Source organism: Pseudomonas putida, from assembly GCF_003228315.1.
In the GTDB taxonomy this organism is placed as follows: domain Bacteria; phylum Pseudomonadota; class Gammaproteobacteria; order Pseudomonadales; family Pseudomonadaceae; genus Aquipseudomonas; species Aquipseudomonas putida_S.
In genome coordinates this window covers 4,812,194-4,830,951 of the sequence record NZ_CP029693.1, presented here as the reverse complement: position 1 = coordinate 4,830,951, position 18,758 = coordinate 4,812,194, and the positions used below count along the sequence as shown (strand labels likewise).

Below are 18,758 nucleotides of genomic sequence, written 5' to 3'. Positions count from 1 at the left end.
AGGATTCAAGACATGCTGCAAGTCGACAAGCTGCATCAGTACTACGGCGGAAGCCACATCCTGCGCGGCCTGAGCTTTGACGTGAAGGTTGGCGAAGTCACCTGCCTGCTCGGGCGCAACGGCGTGGGCAAGACCACCTTGCTCAAATGTCTGATGGGCCTGCTGCCCGCCAAAGAGGGCGCGGTGAACTGGGAAGGCAAGCCGATCACCACGCTCAAGCCGCACCAGCGGGTGCACGCCGGGATTGCCTATGTACCGCAAGGTCGGGAGATATTCGGGCGCCTGACCGTAGAAGAAAACCTGCTGATGGGCCTGTCGCGCTTTCCCGGCAATGAAGCCAAAGAAGTCCCCGCCTTCATCTACGAGCTGTTCCCGGTGCTGCTACAAATGAAACAACGGCGCGGCGGTGACCTGTCCGGCGGCCAGCAACAGCAGCTCGCCATCGGCCGGGCACTGGCCAGCCGGCCGCGCCTGCTGATCCTCGACGAGCCCACCGAAGGTATCCAGCCATCGGTGATCAAGGAAATCGGCGCAGTGATCAAGAAGCTCGCGGCGCGCGGCGACATGGCCATTTTGCTGGTGGAACAGTTCTACGATTTTGCCGCCGAACTGGCCGACCAATATCTGGTGATGTCCCGAGGCGAGATCGTGCAGCAGGGGCGGGGTGAAAACATGGAGGCCGAGGGCGTGCGCGGGTTGGTCACGATCTGATTCGTGAACCATTTTGTCGCGCGGCACGCCGCGAGATGCCCTCTTCTGGTGCGCAGAGAAGACCCGCAACTGCCCTGAAGCCTGGAATACCGTGCGGCACAGCCTTTGCAGTTGTCCGGATGACCACCAGATAAGCACTGACCATGACTCTTCCCGCCACCGGCGCCTTGTTTACCCCCAGTTGGCACGCCGAGCTGGAACTGGGCTACGCCCGTTTCGGCGACAGCACGCGCCCGGTTCAACGCCGGCACAAGGGCCCGCTGCGGGTGCAAAAGCACCTGTACGCCGAAGGGCCCGAGGTGTGCCAGCACATCATCGTCCATCCGCCGGGTGGCATTGCCGGAGGTGATCGTCTGGACATCACGGCCAGCGTCGACCGCGATGCCTGGGCACAAATCACCAGCCCCGGCGCGGCGAAATGGTATCGCGCCGCCGACGCCGCGTATCAGCGGCTGGACTTGAAAGTGGCGGCCGGTGCGACACTGGAATGGTTGCCCCAGGAGACGATCGTTTTCAGTGCGGCCCAGGCCGAACTGCGCACCCACATCGACCTTGAAGGCGATGCCCGGTTGTTCTACTGGGACGTGGTGGCACTGGGTCGCCCGGCCAGCGGCGAGCGCTTCGGCCTCGGGCACTTTCAGGCGCAACTGGATATTCGTCGCGACGGACAGTTGCTCTGGCATGAGCGCCAGCGCATTGTCGGCGGCGATGGCTTGCTGGATTCGCCCATCGGGCTGGATGGCAAGCCGGTGTTTGCCACGCTGTTGGTGACGGGCGAAATCGAGCCTGATTTGCTGGAACGCTGCCGGTCGTTGAGCAATGACGTGCACGGGGACTTGACCCAGTTGCCGGGGCTACTGGTTGCCCGTTGCCTGGCCAGTGAGGCGCTGCTGGCGCGCGGCTGGTTGATTGAATTGTGGCGATTGCTCAGGCCGGCGTTGCTTGGCCGGGAAGCTGTCCCACCGCGAATATGGAGCACCTGAACAAACAACACCCCTGTAGGAGCAAGGCTTGCCCGCGATGAACGAAAACTCGGTCTCATCGATATTCCGCGGCGCTCCCATCGCGGGCAAGCCTTGCTCCTACAGGGGACATGTTCACAGTGACGAACCTTTTTAAACTGCCGAAACTGGATTCCAACGATGGACCTGACCCCACGCGAAAAAGACAAACTGCTGATTTTCACCGCCGGCCTCGTGGCCGAGCGGCGTCTGGCCCGCGGCGTGAAACTCAATTACCCCGAAGCCATGGCTTACATCAGTGCGGCGCTGCTTGAAGGCGCCCGTGACGGGCAGACCGTGGCCGAGCTGATGCACTACGGCACGACCCTGCTCAATCGTGAACAAGTGATGGAAGGCATCCCGGAAATGATCCCGGAGATTCAGGTCGAAGCCACCTTCCCCGACGGCACCAAACTGGTCACCGTCCACCAACCGATTGCCTGAGGCCCCTCCATGACTTACACCATTCGCGATGCCATTGAGGCCGACCTGCCGGCCCTGCGTGACATCTACAACGACGCCGTGCTCAACACCACCGCCATCTGGAACGAACAGCCCGTGGACCTGGGCAACCGTCAGGCCTGGTTCACCGCACGGCAGACCCAGGCGTATCCGATCCTGGTGATCGTCGACGCTGACGAGCAAGTGCTCGGCTACGCTTCGTTCGGCGACTGGCGGCCGTTCGAGGGCTTTCGTCACACCGTCGAGCATTCGGTCTATGTGCGCAGCGACCAGCGCGGCAATGGCCTGGGTCCGAAGCTGATGGACGTGCTGATCGAGCGCGCCAAGGGTTGCGGCAAACATGTGATGGTCGCCGCCATCGAAAGCGGAAACGCCGCGTCCATCCGCCTGCACGAGCGCGCAGGTTTCGTGACCACCGGGCAAATGCCGCAAGTGGGTACCAAGTTCGGTCGCTGGCTGGACCTGACCTTCATGCAACTGACCCTCAATCCTGGCGCCCAGCCACCGCTCGCCAGCAAGGAGTGACACCCGATGAACCCCGCCCAACTGCGACGCGTCAACGTTGAAAGCTTCGCGCATTATCGTCAGGGTTTGATTGACCTGCTGCTCGATGCCGTCGGGTATGGCGCCAGCGTCGGCTTCATGGCCGACCTGGACGCCATCCAGGCCCATGCGTATTTCGATGAGGTCCAGGACAACCTGAAGAAGGGCCATGTTTTGCTCTGGGTGGTGGTCAAGGATGAACAGGTGCAAGCCAGCGTGCAGTTGACCCTGTGCCAGAAAGCCAATGGCCTGAACCGCGCCGAAGTGCAGAAACTGCTGGTGCGCGAACATGCGCGGCGTCGCGGCCTGGGCCAACAGTTGATGGCGGCGGTGGAACAGGCGGCCCTGCAACACAAGCGCGGCATGCTCTATCTCGACACCGAGGCCGGCTCACCCGCTGAAGATTTCTACAAGGCCCTGGGCTACACCCGTGTCGGTGAAATCCCCGATTACGCCTGCGACCCGACCGGTCGCTACAAGCCCACTGCGCTCTACTACAAGATTCTCCAGGGGGCCCATTGATGATTCCCGGCCAGTACCAGATCCAGCCCGGCGAGATCGAACTCAATGCCGGCCGCCGCACCCTCAGCCTGACCGTCGCCAACAGTGGTGACCGACCGATCCAGGTCGGTTCGCACTATCACTTTTTCGAAACCAACGACGCCCTGACCTTCGATCGTGCCGCCAGCCGCGGCATGCGCCTGAACATTCCCGCCGGCACCGCCGTGCGTTTCGAGCCGGGGCAGAGTCGCGAGGTGGAGTTGGTGGATCTGGCGGGGCATCGGCGGGTGTTCGGGTTTGCCGGGCGGGTCATGGGCGACCTTTAAATCATCGGGTGTCTGCACTGACGCCATCGCGAGCAGGCTCGCTCCCACAGTTGATCGCGTTCCCCTGTAGGAGCGAGCCTGCTCGCGATGAGTGAGCGAAGCGAACGATCTCAAATTCAATTGAATTCCAAGGCGAACGAATGAAAATCTCCCGTCAAGCCTACGCCGACATGTACGGCCCCACCGTCGGTGACAAGGTCCGCCTGGCCGACACTGAGTTGTGGATCGAAGTGGAAAAAGACTTCACCACCTACGGCGAAGAAGTGAAGTTCGGTGGCGGCAAAGTCATTCGTGACGGTCAGGGCCAGAGCCAGTTGCTGGCCGCCGAAGTCGTCGACACGTTGATCACCAACGCGCTGATCATCGACCACTGGGGCATCGTCAAGGCCGACGTCGGCCTCAAGGACGGGCGCATCGCTGCGATCGGCAAGGCCGGCAATCCGGACGTTCAGCCCAATGTGAATATCGCGATCGGCGCCAGCACCGAAGTCATCGCCGGCGAGGGCATGATCCTCACCGCCGGCGGCATCGACACCCACATCCACTTCATCTGCCCGCAGCAGATCGAAGAAGCGCTGATGAGCGGCGTCACCACCATGATCGGCGGCGGCACGGGCCCTGCCACCGGGACCAACGCCACCACCTGCACCTCCGGGCCATGGCACCTTGCACGCATGCTGCAGGCCGCCGATGCCTTCCCGATGAACATCGGCCTCACCGGCAAGGGCAACGCCAGCCTGCCCGAACCCTTGATCGAGCAGGTCAAGGCCGGTGCCATCGGCCTGAAGCTGCATGAGGACTGGGGCACCACCCCGGCGAGCATCGACAACTGCCTGAGCGTCGCCGACCAGTACGACGTACAGGTGGCGATCCACACCGACACTCTCAACGAGTCGGGTTTCGTCGAAACAACCCTCGGCGCCTTCAAGGGTCGCACCATCCACACCTATCACACCGAAGGTGCGGGCGGCGGACATGCCCCGGACATCATCAAGGCTTGCGGTTTCGCCAACGTGTTGCCGAGTTCGACCAACCCGACCCGGCCGTTCACCCGCAATACCATCGACGAACACCTGGACATGCTGATGGTCTGCCATCACCTCGATCCGAGCATTGCCGAAGACGTGGCCTTCGCCGAAAGCCGCATTCGCCGCGAGACGATTGCCGCCGAAGACATCCTGCATGACCTCGGCGCGTTCTCGATGATCAGCTCCGACAGCCAGGCCATGGGCCGGGTCGGCGAAGTCATCACGCGCACCTGGCAGACCGCCGACAAGATGAAAAAACAACGCGGCCCGCTACCGGGTGACGGCGCCGGCAACGACAATTTCCGCGCCAAGCGCTACATCGCCAAGTACACGATCAACCCGGCAATCACCCATGGCATCAGCCATGAGGTGGGTTCGGTGGAAGTGGGGAAGTGGGCGGATCTGGTGCTGTGGCGTCCGGCGTTTTTTGGGGTCAAGCCGACGCTGATTCTCAAGGGCGGTGCCATTGCGGCCAGCCTGATGGGGGATGCCAACGCGTCGATCCCGACACCACAACCGGTGCACTACCGTCCGATGTTCGCCAGTTACGGTGGGTCATTGCACGCCACCAGCCTGACCTTTATCAGCCAGGCAGCGCAGGAAGCGGGATTGCCCGAAGCCTTGGGTCTGAAGAAGAAAATCGCCGTGGTCAAAGGCTGTCGCGAGGTGCAGAAAACCGATCTGATCCACAACGATTATCTGCCTGAGATCGATGTCGATCCGCAGACCTATCAGGTCAAGGCCGACGGGGTGTTGCTGTGGTGTGAGCCTGCGGAAACGCTGCCGATGGCGCAGCGTTATTTCCTGTTCTGAAAGGAACGCCCGGCCCCACCAATGCGGACCGGGCGCTCGATTAAACCCCAGCGTGCGCATCTCCCTCGACTCTGAAGGCCATTTCCGAACGCTGCAATCTGGCGCGCTGCATCGCTTCGTGGGTCAGTTTGCGGACCAGTTCCTTTTCTTGCACGGCGATTGTTTCCATGTCGGCGTAGTACTGCGCATCACTCATGACCATGCCGGGTGATATTTCACTGTCTGGTTTACCCAACAGTTTTCCCAACCGGACAACTTCCCCCCGCCAGTAAATTTTGTGCACGGACGAATCGCTGTCGATCCAGGCTTGTTGTGCAGCCTGCAAGTCCAGTGAAATCTCGGCCTTGGCGCGCAATGCGTTGAGCGGTTCCGGGTTCGACCGCATCATGAAATTGACCCAGAAGGGTTGTTCGAGGATCCGTTCCTGCAACAGCGCTCCCTGCTCCTTTTCCAGTACCCGGGTATAGGCACGTTGAATCATCTCGCGTGTGACATCAGGCACCCGGAACATCATCTTGCGGGACTGCCAGGGTAACTCCAGGCGCTGCGCCAATTGCGTGGGATAGATCATATGAATCTCCACCTCATCGATATCCGCAATCACCTGCCCCTGAGCATCACGACGGGGTATCACCAGTCCCTGCTCATCGTACTGCGGGAACTGACGTCCCTGACCCAACAGCTCGCCAATGCGCTCGCGGGCGATCCTGCCCAACTCGTCCAGGCGCGACTTGCCCCGGGCCAATTCCAGCAACGCAGTTTCGATCAGGTCGTGTGCACCCAGTTCATACGCCTGGAAGATCAGCACTTCCAGGCCCATGGCGTTGAACAGTTGCGCTCCGGCATCGACGCAGGTTGTGGGCGCTGCGGCCATGCGAAAGAGCACTTTGCGAAGCGTGCTGTTTGCGGTGGCCGCTTCGATCATTTCCCAGACCTTGCTGCACAGCTCGGCTCTCGCTGCTTTTTCTGTCGCAAGGGCGTCAGCCGACTGCGCCAACTTCCTGAGTTCGCGGAAGAACGGTTCGGAGCCATGTTCATGTTCGAGGCTGTCCCAGGCGTCCTGCTTGGCGCGCCATTGCTCGTCAGTAAGGCCTGCGCGCCATTGAATGCTGTCGAGTATGCCCCGGGGTGGATAGGGCCGATCCGGTTCGAGCCCCACCGATTGGCGATAGTCCCTGATCATTTGAAGATTTTGCTCGGATATATAGCGAGGCTCCTGACTGATGGTCGTGCGCGCCACCACCTCGGCGCCATCCGATCCGGGCTCCACTTGTGGAATGTGCTCAAGCACATTGGCACTCAAATCCAGGTTGAACATCGGACCTCGGTGCTGATCGAACAGCCCCACGGGCCAGGCATTCAGACCGGTATCCGCCAGCAGCAGCATCGTCAGGTCCGGCATCTGTCCCACGTCCGGTGACAGCCGCAAAGGATTGCCCTCAAGTCCGAGGAATTGCAGACGCGCCAGCCCACGCAATCGGGTCACAGCCGATGGGTCAAGTTCGATCAGGTTGTCGGACAGATCCAGCTCAGTCAGATGACTCATTCGATCCAGCGGCACAGGCAGCTCGAACAGACCGTTACTGCTGAGGTTCAACCTGCGCAAGCGTCGGAAATGACGCAGGAACCCATCGGCGTCCACATCGATGCTCGCCCCCGATAAATCCAGGTGGGTGACATGATCGAAATTGGCCGTCAGCGGCGGCAACAGATCCAGTTGCCCCTGAAGATCGATGCTGGATAAATCGATGAACTGGCCCTGGGGTTGACCATTGATATCGAGATCGACCTCTCCCGTTCGCTGCCAGGCCTGCTTGAGGGCTTTGATAATCGTCAGTCGGGCGCGACGCTGCTGGGCAAAGTCCGCTGTCTGGCGCACGCCGGGCGGCACGTCCAACTGGGTTCGTTGCCAGTTTTGCAAGGTGTGATCAAGTTGCTTGAATTCACGCTCGAGGGTTATCAGGGTCGCTTCTTGCCGGTCGCCCATGCTCTCGATAAACCCGTTGAGCTGCGCCGGTGACAGTGCGGGATAGAGCGTGCGAACCCGCTCCTCGACAATTCGCTGCCACTGACTGGTCCGAGGGTGATCGCTCAAGGGGTAGCCGATTCGCTCGCCGGACAGGCGCATCGGCGATTTAAAAAATGGCTGTTTGCGCGGTTGCATCCTCAGCAGCGGCCGAAGTTGAGCGCGTGACAATTGATGCTCGATGAGCATCGTCTTCAGCTGCGTGCCTTGAGACACATGGGGCAGTCCAATGGCCTGACGGTGCCGATCGGACAGCGCATGCTGAATCGAGGCATAGAGATTGTCGGTGCCATGCAGATGTTCGTCACGGTCGTTGCGCGCTTCATAGCGCCCCTCGCCCACTCGCACCAGCACCTTGCGCTCGCCGGCATCCTCGGGGCCGACACTGGCGCGCAGTCCGCCCTCAAGCGCGCCTTCGCGTATTTCAAGACGGATACCGTTCACCCAACCGGGCAATCGTCTCAACGAGTTGATCGCCAGGATTTCAGTGTCCTTGTCGATCAACTCCTCGAAGTACAGCCCCTCATAGGCTCGAGTCAGGCGAATCTGCTGCTGCAATCGGCGCACGCCTTCGGCCACCCGCAGTGGAACACGTCCATGGGTGGCCAACGTCGCCCGCTCGGTGGGCGTGGTATCGGCCAACAGCTCCCGGATCATTAACGAAGGCACACCGGTGAAGTCCCGCTGCACCACGGTCACCGCCGCGTCAGCTGGCTGTTGTTGCTCGGCGTAGAGGCTGCGCATCAACCGTGCCCGGTCTTTGATCGCCTGTTGCTGCAGCTGTTTTCGCAAGGTGCTGATACGTTCCTCAGGCGTTCCGGGAGTGTATTGAGGCAATAGCGATTTGACGTCGGCTTCGTTGAAGGACTCGATGATACGTGCGGGTAACCGGCCACTCATCAGCTCCACACGACTGACTTTGATGATGTCTTGCGCCAAGGCGTCGGGCATGCCGTACTTGACCGAAGGCCCACCCAGGCCGGCTCCCGAAAATGCCTCTATCGCCTTGTTTGCCGGCCACCCCGGCAACTCCACCGCCAGAGAGGCGGCGTAACTGCACAGCGCTGCGGAGAGTGAGCCTTCATCAATGCCTTGGGCGATCCTGACCGCATCGCCATAGGCCCTGAATCTTTTAACGGTATCGCTCAGGATGGCCGGCATCGTTTCGCTTTCGGCATGCAAGCGACGCAGTACGTCGGTATCGATGCCGCTGACCCGTCGGATCTGTTCCAGCTCGGCATCGCTGAAACCTTCGACCAATGGCCCTAGCCTGCGCATAAGCTTCGCGCCTTCCCATGTTTGCGGGCGTTCCAGCTCATGACGCCAGGCGCCTTCGCCGTTATGAAAGAGTTCAGGGCTGTAGGCCTTGGGTCGAGTCGGATGCTGGATACGGAACTGTTCACTGACCGGGTCCTGTTTGACCTGGTATTGGTCGCCATCAATCGACAAAACCATTTGCCCGTTGTGCGAATACAGCCCAAGTCCATCGGGTACGGTTTCGGGCGCCGGATTGTGGAGAGATTCATAGCGCGACAGATCCGGGTTCCACAACTTCTGCCGGCCATCCGGCAAGGTCACGAGTTTGAGGTTATCCACGCTCGTCGACAGATGGACATTGGGCAGCACCGCCGCGCCTGCACCGATGAACGCGACATTCAACGCCACGCTGGAAAAGTGTGCCCACATCTCCCTGGGCTCACCCTGCTCATACGCCTCGATCCCCTCGAAAGCGTCATCCAGCATTTGTGCCGCCCCGACTGTCAGCATGATCGGCCCCAACCCCGGCACAACGAAGGCCGCCAGATTGAACACGCTCACCACCGCATCCAGATAACTCGCCAGTCGCGCTGTACGAGCATCGCGGTCTTCATCACCGGTGGGCACGGCAATGGCTCGTGCATCGGCATAGAGCCTGGCGACCGCCTTCAGGCGCAATTGCTTCCACAGTTCGCCTTCGATGTAGGCCTCATCCAGAGGCAGCCTCACAGGCCTGGATTGCAGTGAGTAATCCGCCTGAGCGCCAAGGCTGGAGGGGTTGTACAACTTGTTGAACTGCGCAAAAAAAATCCCCTGCTGACGCACGGGTACAAACTGGCTGAAAAAGCGCCTATAGGCACTGCTGTGCAAGCGGGTTCGCAGGTCTGCCATGAAATCGGCGCTGGATGGATATTCCTTCAACGGTTGCTGCGGATCGTTGGGTAAGTAAACCGTCAGACGCTCCACCCGACCTGCATCCCTGCGATTGGGACCGATCAGCAAAGGCCCCACCAACTCGATACCGAACACTTGCACTGTCGCGAAGGTCACCGGCCTGCCGTCCAGCGTCGCACCGCTGTCGCCTGTCAGCACTTTTTTCAGCATCTGATAGGCGTCCCGACTGATCCCCGATTGCAGCCAGGCCAACTCGGTACTCAGCGCCAGCCGTCGTCGCTGGTGCTCCTCCAGTTGGAGCGCGAGCGCCAGGCGCTCATCAGCCGTTTCTGGTTCAACGATGTCCTTGATGTGTTTCTGATACAGCGCCCCGAGGTCGAGTGTGCGGCAAAGTTTGGCGAAGTCATGGGGGGCGACGGGCTTGGCCTCGGAATTGACGGCTTCGAACGTGGGAAGGACCTCGCCGTCATAGCTGCTCCAACCGGTTATGAGCTGGCAGTCGTTGCAGCGCGAAGGCTGTTCTTCATCAGGCTCAAAATTGGCCAGCGCCGCTTCCAGCAATGAAATACCCCGATATTCGTAGCGCAGGCTTTGGGTGTTCTGCTGCTCGAAAACAAGGAAACCATAAAAATCATCCCGATCCTTGAAGCCGTATTTACGGGCGAAATAAACATTCCGGACATCCAGGTCCAGCTTGAACTGTGCCTTGATCGCGTTCCTGAGCGGTTGCTCGGCAAACTCGAAAACATCCTTGATGCGGCCGAGCCTGGTCTCGATCTGGTTCAAGCTCTCGCGAAAGCGTGTGTGGCTGTCAGCCAGGATTTTCTTTTGCGCGGTTGTCGCCGAGCGATAGCTGGTCAGGCGTTTCCAGCGACTGGTTGCATCTTCATCGCCGGTTGGCACGGCGATGTATCGCGCATCGAGGAGGACCTTGGCTCGCCGCTCCAGAAACAGCGAGAGCCACAGGTCATTGGCGATCAGATTGGTGATGGGCTCGGCATTTGGATTCTCGATGGCGGTCTCGCGCCACCAGGGCCCCATGTCGAGTGGTTCGCGCTGATGCCAGGAGATGGTCTTGAGCCGTTCGTTGACCCGGGCAAAAAAATGGCCTTTGTCCTTCTGCGCCACGAACTGGCTGAAAAACGCCTGGTATTGCGGGTCGCGCAGCTGACCGATCAATACCTTCATGAACTCGGTCAGGGAGGCATATTCCTTGAGTGGATGGTCAGGGTCGTCGGGAACATAGGCGATCAATGGGCCGGTGAGACGGCTTTGATTGTAAATGTCATCACTGCGCAGCATTTCGTCCGCGACGCCGGTGGGGCCATTGGCGAAAAAGGCCTGGACCAGTTTGTATTGCTCATACGCGTTGCCGGGTAGAAACGGCATTCGCCGAGACCAGTCGGTCCAGAACCTCAAGCTGGCGGGCGTCAAGGCATCCACGGCCTTTTTCACTACAGAGGGCTCACCCACGGCGCTGAACAGCACGATGGATGCCAGGCGGAACCCCATCAGCGACAACCTATGGTTACGCAGGGGCAAGCCGTGGAACCTGAGTTCTTTTTTACCCTCGGCAATGTCCTGCAGCCGGCTAAAGGCCTCGACGCTGATATCGCCTTTGAAGCGAGCGATAACAGTCGATGACCTGAAGGCGGCTTTTTCACTGGCAATCGAGCGTTCGCGCAAGGTGCGCTCGGCGACGGGGTCCGTTGGCGCCAGCTTCGCCTGGAGATGGGTTTGATACTGCGCGCCAATGTCCAGCCGACGACACAAGCTGGCGAACCGTGCCGGTGTAATGGCCTTGATTCGTCCTGGCGTGCCTTGGGGATTGGAGCGGAAAACACCCGACCCGCTCCTGAAGGCATCTTCCCGGGTTTCCGCTTCTTCAAAATTGTGCAGCGCGGCGGCAAGAAGCGAGCTGCTGCGTACGCGCGTGGCCCCCTTATCAATGCCGAAAATGAGGCTGTCAGGCACCTCAAGGACCAGTGACAGTTTTTCTGGATCTTCAAAGTTGTTGAAGTTGGCCTGCAACGAGGTCTTGAGCAACGGTTTGGCAAAGGCATCGATATCGCTTTGCAGATCAACCAGCAATTCATCCAGCTCGCCCTGCAAGCGCCAGCGCTCGTCAACCAGCGCTTTTAAATGCTGCCGATCTTTCTCCGGCAATGGGATGTACCAGTCAGGCATCGTTGCCTTGAGCTTCAACATCGATTCAAGCGTGGCGGGCGACGCGTTTTTTATTGCGGCGGGAATGACCCGGTTAACGCGTTGCTCGTGAACACCTTGATAATCCGGGGTGCTCGCCGGATTGCTTCCTTGCAAATCAGACATGGTTCAAACCTTCGAATGAATAGTGGAGCCAATAGACTATTCATGCATCAGCCAAAAAAAAGCGCGAATGATTGCCCATAAACACGGGATAAACACGCGAACCGTTCGAAAATCAAACGAATGGATATAGATCCGTACCGCCGTTCAAGTGCCTCAACATGCAACCGCCCTGCGGCAGGTTTACAGCCGATCCAAAGGGGCTACTATTTCGACTCGTTCCCCTCCTCCCCTCAGGAAACACCCATGCGCTTACCCGAATTCATCCGGCAACAGGTGGACCGTATCGTCGATGAATGGGAACAGTTCGCCAGGACCATCACACCGGCTGCCGACTACCTTGACCAGACGGGCCTGCGTGACCACGCCAAGGCCATTCTGCTGGCCGCTGCGCGGGACATGTGCAAGCCGCAGAGCGTCAGTGAACAGATGGCCAAGGCCAAGGGTGAAGGCCCGGAAAAAACCCCAAGCCTGGATGAAGCCGGCGCCAGCCATGGCGAGTTGCGACATACCGTGGGCTTCGACCTGGTGCAGATGACCAGCGAATTCCGCCACCTGCGTGCCTGCGTGATTCGCCTGTGGGTAAACAGTCTGGAATCACCGGATATGGCGTACTTCCAGGACATGATCCGCTTCAACGAAGCCATCGATGAAGCCCTTGCCGAATCCACCGCGGCCTACGCCGAACAGGTCAATCGCTCGCGGGACATCTTTCTGGCGATTCTCGGTCACGACCTGCGCGCGCCCTTGCAAGCCGTGAGCATGTCCACCGAAGTACTGCTGCGCAAAGTCAGGCTGGAGGGCGATGCTCTGGTCTGTGCCAACAACATCAAACACGGCGCCCGGCACATGGCGGCCATGGTCAGCGACTTGCTGGAACTGGTGCGCAGTCGCCTGGGCAGGGACCTGCCGATCGAACCGGCGCCCATGGACCTGGCCGACGCGACGCATGCAGCGATCGCACTGGCCTGCGCCGGTAATCCGGAGTGCGATCCGACGGTGATCGTAGAGGGTGATACACAGGGCAACTGGGATGCCGCGCGACTGGGTCAGCTGCTGCAAAACCTGATTGGCAATGCACTGCAGCATGGCTCGAACAAACGCGATGTAACGGTGACGCTAACAGGCTTGCCAGACACCGTTCGCCTGACGGTGCACAACATCGGCTCGCCGATCGCCGAAGAGGCCATCGGCACGATCTTCGACCCGCTGGTACGCAGCGCCGACGAAGAACTGGGCCAGCCGTCCACCAGCCTTGGCTTGGGATTGTTCATCGTCAAGCAGGTGGTGGATGCGCATGGGGGGACAATCGAAGTGAGCTCCAGTGAAGCTCAAGGAACAGTGTTTACCGTGGTGTTACCGCGCAAGGCCTGAACCCGCCACCTGCAGGATGAACGCTATTCGACGACCAACCGCCCCAACCGCTGCTTGAGCATCCGGTTCTCCGCCCGCAGCAGTTGGACCTCTTCCAGCAGGTCCAGCGCCAGGGCGACGCCTTCCCAATCCAGCTCCAGGTCATGGCGCAACTTGGCGGCACGCTTGGCCAGCGCCAGCTCGTAATCGGTGAAACGCCAATCCCTGGGTGCCGTCCCCTGAGGTTCGAGGATGCCGTGCTCGACGATTTCGATCACGTAGACGTCCGACAGGTCGGTCGCCTCACAGAATTCTGCCAAGTCCAGTTGAACGATCAGGGGACTGCTCATGGTCAGTAGCTCCTTAATGCCAAATCAGAAGTTCTCTCGCGGATCGAACGCGGCTTTCTTCGCCAGCTCCTGCCACAGGGCCTTGATGTCATCGTCGGTTTTTTTCGGCATGACGGCCTTCAGTTGCACGAACAGGTAACCGCGCTCACCCGACTTGTTCAGCAGGCCGTGGCCCTTGGCGCGCATGCGCTGGCCATTCTGGCTGCCGGCCGGGACCTTGAGGTTGATCTTGCCGGTCAGGGTCGGCACCGCGACTTCGGTACCCAGCGCCAGCTCCCACGGTGCCAGTGGCAGCGTGATGATCAGGTTTTCGCCTTCGACGTCGAACTTCGGGTGCGGCGCAAAACGGATCGTCAGGTACAGATCGCCGTTGGCGCCACCGCCAGTGCCCGGTGCACCCTGGCCCTTGAGGCGGATGCGCTCGCCGTCGCTCACGCCGGCGGGGATTTTCACGTTCAGGCTTTTCGGGGTGTTGCTGACGTGCTGGCCCGCCGCGTTGTACTGCGGCACCTGAAAGGTGACCTTCTTCGATTCGTTGGACAGGGTTTCTTCAAGGAAAATACCCAGTTCCATTTCCACATCCTGCCCTCGGCGCCCGGTGCTTCGACGCGATTGCCCGCCACCGCCGAAGCCTGGGCCACGGTTGCCGAAGATAGAACTGAAGAAGTCCGAAAAGTCGCCAGTGTCCTGACCGCCACCGAAACCACCCCGGCTCTGCCAGCCCGGTGGCCCCTGGAACGGCTGGCCATGCTGGCCATAACGGCGCAGGTCGTCGTATTCGGCGCGCTTGTCGGCGCTTTTCAGCGCCTCATACGCTTCCGAGGCGTCCTTGAACTTGGCTTCGGCGTCCTTTTCCTTGCTGACGTCGGGGTGGTATTTGCGCGCCAGCTTGCGATAGGCCGCCTTGATCGCCTTGTCGTCAGCTGTCGGCTCCACGCCGAGAATCTTGTAATAGTCTTTGAAGTCCATCGCTCGAATCACCATCCGTTATCGAAATCGCGCCACCTGCCACAGCATGCGCCTTTTGGCCGCACACAAATTGACCGATCTCAGGATTGTGACCGGGTAGCGCTTCAGAAGTTTATCGGCAGCGGGCGGGGTGACTTGCGTTCATCCCGCGGCTGTCCGGTTGATGCAGGGTAGTTTGGGGGTGATGGCACATCTTTCAAGGCGCCAGCCGGCAAGATTTAGCGGATAACCGGCCTTCGATTCTGCGCCGCACTGACATACACTGCGCGGCCGTTTTTTAACCGGAACCTGAAAGACATGAAAAACGCCTCTCCAGCCCGTGCCGTAGGTATCGACTTCGGCACGTCCAACTCCACCGTCGGCTGGCTGCGCCCCGGCATGGAAACGCTGATTGCGCTGGAGGATGACAAGATCACCCTGCCCTCGGTGGTCTTCTTCAACCTCGAAGAACGCCGCCCGGTTTATGGCCGTCTGGCGCTGCACGAGTACCTGGAAGGCTACGAAGGCCGCCTGATGCGCTCGCTCAAGAGCCTGCTGGGCTCCAAGCTGATCAAGCACGACACCAGCGTCCTCGGCACGGCCATGCCGTTCAAGGACCTGCTCGGCCTGTTCATCGGCCAACTCAAGAGCCGTGCCGAAGCTGCCGCCGGTCGGGAATTCGAAGAAGTGGTGCTGGGCCGTCCGGTGTTTTTCGTCGATGACGATCCGGTGGCGGACAAAGAAGCCGAAGACACCCTGGTGGATGTGGCGCGCAAGATCGGCTTCAAGGAAGTGTCGTTCCAGTTCGAACCGATTGCCGCGGCCTTCGACTATGAGTCGACCATCGAAAAGGAAGAGCTGGTCCTGATCGTCGACATCGGTGGTGGTACGTCCGACTTTTCCCTGGTGCGCCTCTCCCCTGAGCGTCGGGGCGTGGATAACCGTCAAGAAGATATTCTGGCCACTGGCGGCGTGCACATCGGCGGGACCGACTTCGACAAGCAGCTGAGCCTGCAAGGCCTGATGCCGCTGTTCGGCTACGGCAGCCGGATGAAGAGCGGCGCCTACATGCCCACCAGCCACCACATGAACCTGGCGACCTGGCACACCATCAACTCGGTGTACTCGCAGAAGTCGCAACTGGCGCTGGGCAGCATGCGCTACGACATCGAAGACACCGGCGGCATCGATCGCCTGTTCAAACTGATCGAACAGCGCGCCGGGCATTGGCTGGCGATGCTGACGGAAGAAACCAAGATCGAACTGACCCACGTCGACAGCCGAATCGTTCCGCTGGATCGCATCGAAAGAGGTTTGAGCGTGGAGTTGAGCCGGGCGCTGTTCGAATCGGCCATCGACAACCTGCTGGAGCGGGTGCGCAACAGCGTCGGCCAGTTGTTGAGCGATGCCGGCGTGCAGGTTGGTCAGGTGGACACCGTGTTCTTCACCGGTGGTTCCAGCGGGATTCCGGCGCTGCGCAACAGTGTGTCGGCGATGCTGCCGAATGCGCGGCATGTGGAAGGGAATATCTTTGGCAGTATCGGTAGCGGTTTGGCTATTGAAGCGGCCAAGCGTTATGGCTCGATGGACTGATCCAGGACCGAGGCGCCCCTATCGCGAGCAGGCTCGCTCCTACAGTTGATCGCATTCTCCTGTAGGAGCGAGCCTGCTCGCGATGGGGCCCTGTCAGGCAATAAAGATCTGCCCGATCAAACCATCCCCACCTGCTTCAACTCACTCTTCAAGTACGCGTAATAAATCGGCCCCGCCACCACCCCCGGCAGGCCGAACGCGGCTTCGAACACCAGCATCGCCAGCAGCAACTCCCACGACTTGGCACTGATCTGCCCGCCGACGATGCGCGCGTTGAGGAAGTATTCGAGCTTGTGGATAAAGATCAGGTAACCCAGCGCCGCCAGGGCCACCCAGATCGACAGCGACAGGCCGACGATGGTGATCAGGGTGTTCGACATCAGGTTGCCGATCACTGGCAGCAGGCCGAGCAGGAAGGTCAGGACGATCAGGGTCTTGGTCAGCGGCAGCTTGATGCCGAACATCGGCAGCACCACGGCCAGGAAGATCCCGGTGAAGAAGGTGTTGAGCAGGGAAATCTTGATCTGCGCGAACACGATGTTGCGAAAAGCCTGGACCAGCAGGTGCAGGCGATCGAACAGTGCAGCGGCCAAAGGCTTGCGCTTGGTCAGGTCGGGAATGCGCTGCAAGGCAATGATCGCCCCCAGCACCATGCCGATCAGCAGCGTCACGAACATATGCGCCGCGTCCTTGCCGACCAGCTGCAAGTCACTGAGGTGTTTACTGACCCACTCGCCAATCGCCACCCGGAACTCGGCGGCACTGGCCGGCAGGTAGGCATCGATGAAGGGTGGCAGTTGTCCGCGAGCGCGGTCGACCACGCCCATGAATTTGTCGAGGGAGGCGCCCGGGTTTTCCGCCTCGTGCAGCAGAAAGCTGATGGCGCCGGCAAAGATCAGCGTCAACACACTGACAATCAAAGTCCCCAGCAAGGCCACCGCGAGCCAGCGCGCACGCCGACCTTCGATCAGCCGTTGCAACTGCGGGGTGAGCATGTTGACCAGTTCGAACACCAGCAACCCGGCCAACAGGCTGGGCAACAACCGCAGCGGAAGCACCAGCAGCAGTCCGCCAAAAATGATGATCCAGCTGATCACCAGCAATACATGACGTTGAGAAAACGTTGGCATACAGCCTCAAAGCGAACAGCGTAAAAGGATTGGCAGTCTGCCAGCGTTCCGGTGACAGCACTAGGATTGTGTGGGGGCGACCTTGGTCGGGGGCAGTCCGTTTTTTTGCAGCGACCTCACCGGCCCAATCGCGAGCAGGCTCGCTCCCACAATAAAACTGTGTACGCAGGACAAATGTGGGAGTGAGCCTGCTCGCGATGAGGCCCTCCCAATTCACTCATCTAGTAGTCCCGTGGTTATTTTTTCTTCAGGCAATCACTCATGAACGCCTTGCGCGCATCCCCTTTCAGAGCCTTGGTCGCGGCGTCGGCATTGCAGGTTTTCATTTTTTCCTGCTGCGGGGTCAAGGCTTTGCCAGCGTCGTTGGCTGCCGGTGCGGCCTTGAGGCAAGTGCTCATGAAGGCCTTGCGTTCATCGCCCTTGAGGCTTTTCGCGGTGGCGTCGGCATTGCAGGTGGTCATCTTGTTCTGTTGTTCAGTGGCGGCGAAGCCCTGAGAGCAGAGCAGCAACCCGATCATCAACAAAGGGACACGCAGCATCTTCATGGAGTTTTCTCCTTGTCGCCGCTCCGAGGGAAGCGGCCTTGCTCTGGAGTGTAGACAAAGCTAGTTACACATTCCTGCCCTCCAAATGGCTCCGCCGATACTGCTCCGGCGTGCATCCGGCCTGGCGCTGAAACATCGCGATAAACGCAGAGCCCGTGCTGTAGCCCATGTCGAAGGCGATTTCCTGAATGCTGCGCGGGCTGTCCAGGGCCTCGATGGCGGCGAGAAACCGCAGACGCTGGCGCCACTCGCCGAAGCTCATGCCCAATTCACGAATGAATTGCCGCGCGAGGGTGCGTTCACTCACATGAATCAGCAACGCCCAATCCGCCAGAGGCCGGTTATCGCCGGGATCGCTCTGCAGGGCTTCGAGAATGCCCAGCAATCCGGGACTGCTGGCGTAGGGCAGATAACACTCATGGACGGGGGCCTGCTGCAATTGATCCACCAGCACCTGGGCCAGGCGCTGGTCCGCATCGCGCTCGGGCACCTGGACGTCGCGCGCGGCGAAATCCTTGAGGATCGCCTTGAGGATGTCGCTGATGGCCAGGGTGCAGGCCTGCGGCGGCAGATCGCGGCACAACGCCGGCGCCAGGCAGACCGCGCGGTAGTTGACCGGCTGGTGGCTGTAGAAACTGTGCTCGGTCTCGGGCGGGACCCACACGGCGTACTGCGGTGGGGACATGAAGCGGCTGCCTTCGATCTCCATGTGCAACACGCCATGGGCCGCGTACTCCAGGCTGCCCCAGGGGTGGCGATGGGCCGAGGCAAAGCGGTGGGCATCAAAATCGGCGTAGCGGAAGTACACCGGGGCCGGCAGTTCAGGGAAATCCAGTAGATCGATGTGTTGGCGGGTCATGCTGTCCGGAATCAGGGGCGGGTTGTCTGGATCGAAGTATAGGCATTGATTCGGACAGGGGATAATTGGCCCTCATTAACGTTCTGGTTT

The 18,758-nt window shown here is 60.3% G+C and carries 15 protein-coding genes; 9 read left to right on the top strand and 6 right to left on the bottom strand.

Annotated elements, in window-relative coordinates; all coding sequences use genetic code 11:
* Positions 1-12: 12 nt before the first annotated feature.
* The 7 genes from urtE to ureC all read left to right on the top strand — a co-directional run bounded on the left by urtE (position 13) and on the right by ureC (position 5,385).
* Positions 13-711, top strand: coding sequence for an urea ABC transporter ATP-binding subunit UrtE (gene urtE, locus DKY63_RS22590; protein WP_110966125.1), 699 nt, complete (start codon positions 13-15; stop codon positions 709-711).
* Between the two features lie 143 nt (positions 712-854).
* A complete protein-coding gene (locus DKY63_RS22585; protein WP_110966124.1) occupies positions 855-1,694 on the top strand; it encodes an urease accessory protein UreD in 840 nt (279 codons plus the stop codon).
* Positions 1,695-1,853: 159 nt separating this feature from the next.
* Positions 1,854-2,156 (top strand): urease subunit gamma, encoded by a 303-nt coding sequence (ureA, locus tag DKY63_RS22580; RefSeq protein WP_077045336.1) that lies wholly within the window; start codon positions 1,854-1,856, stop codon positions 2,154-2,156.
* Between the two features lie 9 nt (positions 2,157-2,165).
* Positions 2,166-2,699, top strand: a complete 534-nt coding sequence (locus DKY63_RS22575; RefSeq protein WP_110966123.1) for a GNAT family N-acetyltransferase — start codon at positions 2,166-2,168, stop codon at positions 2,697-2,699.
* Positions 2,700-2,705: 6 nt separating this feature from the next.
* A complete protein-coding gene (locus DKY63_RS22570) occupies positions 2,706-3,239 on the top strand; it encodes a GNAT family N-acetyltransferase (RefSeq protein ID WP_110966122.1) in 534 nt (177 codons plus the stop codon).
* Complete coding sequence (locus tag DKY63_RS22565; RefSeq protein WP_110966121.1) at positions 3,239-3,544, top strand: urease subunit beta; 306 nt, start codon at positions 3,239-3,241, stop codon at positions 3,542-3,544. The genes DKY63_RS22570 and DKY63_RS22565 overlap by 1 nt, the downstream gene beginning before the upstream one ends.
* 140 nt (positions 3,545-3,684) lie before the next feature.
* A complete protein-coding gene (ureC, locus tag DKY63_RS22560; protein WP_110966120.1) occupies positions 3,685-5,385 on the top strand; it encodes an urease subunit alpha in 1,701 nt (566 codons plus the stop codon).
* Between the two features lie 40 nt (positions 5,386-5,425).
* Here the strand turns inward: ureC and DKY63_RS22555 are convergent, their stop codons facing one another.
* Positions 5,426-11,893: a dermonecrotic toxin domain-containing protein gene (locus tag DKY63_RS22555; RefSeq protein WP_162634919.1), complete on the bottom strand. Its 6,468-nt coding sequence runs from the start codon at positions 11,891-11,893 to the stop codon at positions 5,426-5,428.
* Between the two features lie 243 nt (positions 11,894-12,136).
* On the opposite strand from DKY63_RS22555, the gene DKY63_RS22550 reads away from it, so the two are divergent.
* Positions 12,137-13,264, top strand: coding sequence for a sensor histidine kinase (locus tag DKY63_RS22550; RefSeq protein WP_110966118.1), 1,128 nt, complete (start codon positions 12,137-12,139; stop codon positions 13,262-13,264).
* Between the two features lie 23 nt (positions 13,265-13,287).
* Here the strand turns inward: DKY63_RS22550 and DKY63_RS22545 are convergent, their stop codons facing one another.
* The gene (locus tag DKY63_RS22545) at positions 13,288-13,593 is read right to left on the bottom strand and encodes a chaperone modulator CbpM (protein WP_110966117.1); all 306 of its coding nucleotides are present in this window, start codon (positions 13,591-13,593) and stop codon (positions 13,288-13,290) included.
* Between the two features lie 24 nt (positions 13,594-13,617).
* The gene (locus tag DKY63_RS22540) at positions 13,618-14,562 is read right to left on the bottom strand and encodes a DnaJ C-terminal domain-containing protein (RefSeq protein WP_110966116.1); all 945 of its coding nucleotides are present in this window, start codon (positions 14,560-14,562) and stop codon (positions 13,618-13,620) included.
* A gap of 297 nt (positions 14,563-14,859) precedes the next feature.
* On the opposite strand from DKY63_RS22540, the gene DKY63_RS22535 reads away from it, so the two are divergent.
* Positions 14,860-16,134 (top strand): Hsp70 family protein, encoded by a 1,275-nt coding sequence (locus DKY63_RS22535; protein ID WP_110966115.1) that lies wholly within the window; start codon positions 14,860-14,862, stop codon positions 16,132-16,134.
* A gap of 116 nt (positions 16,135-16,250) precedes the next feature.
* Here DKY63_RS22535 and DKY63_RS22530 read toward each other — a convergent pair whose 3' ends face one another.
* The 3 genes from DKY63_RS22530 to DKY63_RS22520 all read right to left on the bottom strand — a co-directional run bounded on the left by DKY63_RS22530 (position 16,251) and on the right by DKY63_RS22520 (position 18,668).
* A complete protein-coding gene (locus tag DKY63_RS22530; protein ID WP_110966114.1) occupies positions 16,251-17,264 on the bottom strand; it encodes an AI-2E family transporter in 1,014 nt (337 codons plus the stop codon).
* Between the two features lie 236 nt (positions 17,265-17,500).
* On the bottom strand, positions 17,501-17,809 hold the full coding sequence (locus DKY63_RS22525; protein ID WP_110966113.1) for a PsiF family protein: 309 nt from the start codon (positions 17,807-17,809) through the stop codon (positions 17,501-17,503).
* 64 nt (positions 17,810-17,873) lie between these two features.
* Positions 17,874-18,668, bottom strand: a complete 795-nt coding sequence (locus DKY63_RS22520; protein WP_110966112.1) for an AraC family transcriptional regulator — start codon at positions 18,666-18,668, stop codon at positions 17,874-17,876.
* Between the last annotated feature and the right edge of the window lie 90 nt (positions 18,669-18,758).

Bases quoted from the DNA above. Each gene is read 5' to 3' on its own strand.
- DKY63_RS22520 (WP_110966112.1), bottom strand. From the start codon at position 18,668: ATGACCCGCCAACACATCGATCTACTGGATTTCCCTGAACTGCCGGCC.
- urtE (WP_110966125.1), top strand. From the start codon at position 13: ATGCTGCAAGTCGACAAGCTGCATCAGTACTACGGCGGAAGCCACATC.
- ureC (WP_110966120.1), top strand. From the start codon at position 3,685: ATGAAAATCTCCCGTCAAGCCTACGCCGACATGTACGGCCCCACCGTC.
- DKY63_RS22540 (WP_110966116.1), bottom strand. From the start codon at position 14,562: ATGGACTTCAAAGACTATTACAAGATTCTCGGCGTGGAGCCGACAGCT.
- DKY63_RS22570 (WP_110966122.1), top strand. From the start codon at position 2,706: ATGAACCCCGCCCAACTGCGACGCGTCAACGTTGAAAGCTTCGCGCAT.
- DKY63_RS22550 (WP_110966118.1), top strand. From the start codon at position 12,137: ATGCGCTTACCCGAATTCATCCGGCAACAGGTGGACCGTATCGTCGAT.
- ureA (WP_077045336.1), top strand. From the start codon at position 1,854: ATGGACCTGACCCCACGCGAAAAAGACAAACTGCTGATTTTCACCGCC.
- DKY63_RS22530 (WP_110966114.1), bottom strand. From the start codon at position 17,264: ATGCCAACGTTTTCTCAACGTCATGTATTGCTGGTGATCAGCTGGATC.
- DKY63_RS22585 (WP_110966124.1), top strand. From the start codon at position 855: ATGACTCTTCCCGCCACCGGCGCCTTGTTTACCCCCAGTTGGCACGCC.
- DKY63_RS22545 (WP_110966117.1), bottom strand. From the start codon at position 13,593: ATGAGCAGTCCCCTGATCGTTCAACTGGACTTGGCAGAATTCTGTGAG.
- DKY63_RS22575 (WP_110966123.1), top strand. From the start codon at position 2,166: ATGACTTACACCATTCGCGATGCCATTGAGGCCGACCTGCCGGCCCTG.
- DKY63_RS22555 (WP_162634919.1), bottom strand. From the start codon at position 11,893: ATGTCTGATTTGCAAGGAAGCAATCCGGCGAGCACCCCGGATTATCAA.
- DKY63_RS22525 (WP_110966113.1), bottom strand. From the start codon at position 17,809: ATGAAGATGCTGCGTGTCCCTTTGTTGATGATCGGGTTGCTGCTCTGC.
- DKY63_RS22535 (WP_110966115.1), top strand. From the start codon at position 14,860: ATGAAAAACGCCTCTCCAGCCCGTGCCGTAGGTATCGACTTCGGCACG.
- DKY63_RS22565 (WP_110966121.1), top strand. From the start codon at position 3,239: ATGATTCCCGGCCAGTACCAGATCCAGCCCGGCGAGATCGAACTCAAT.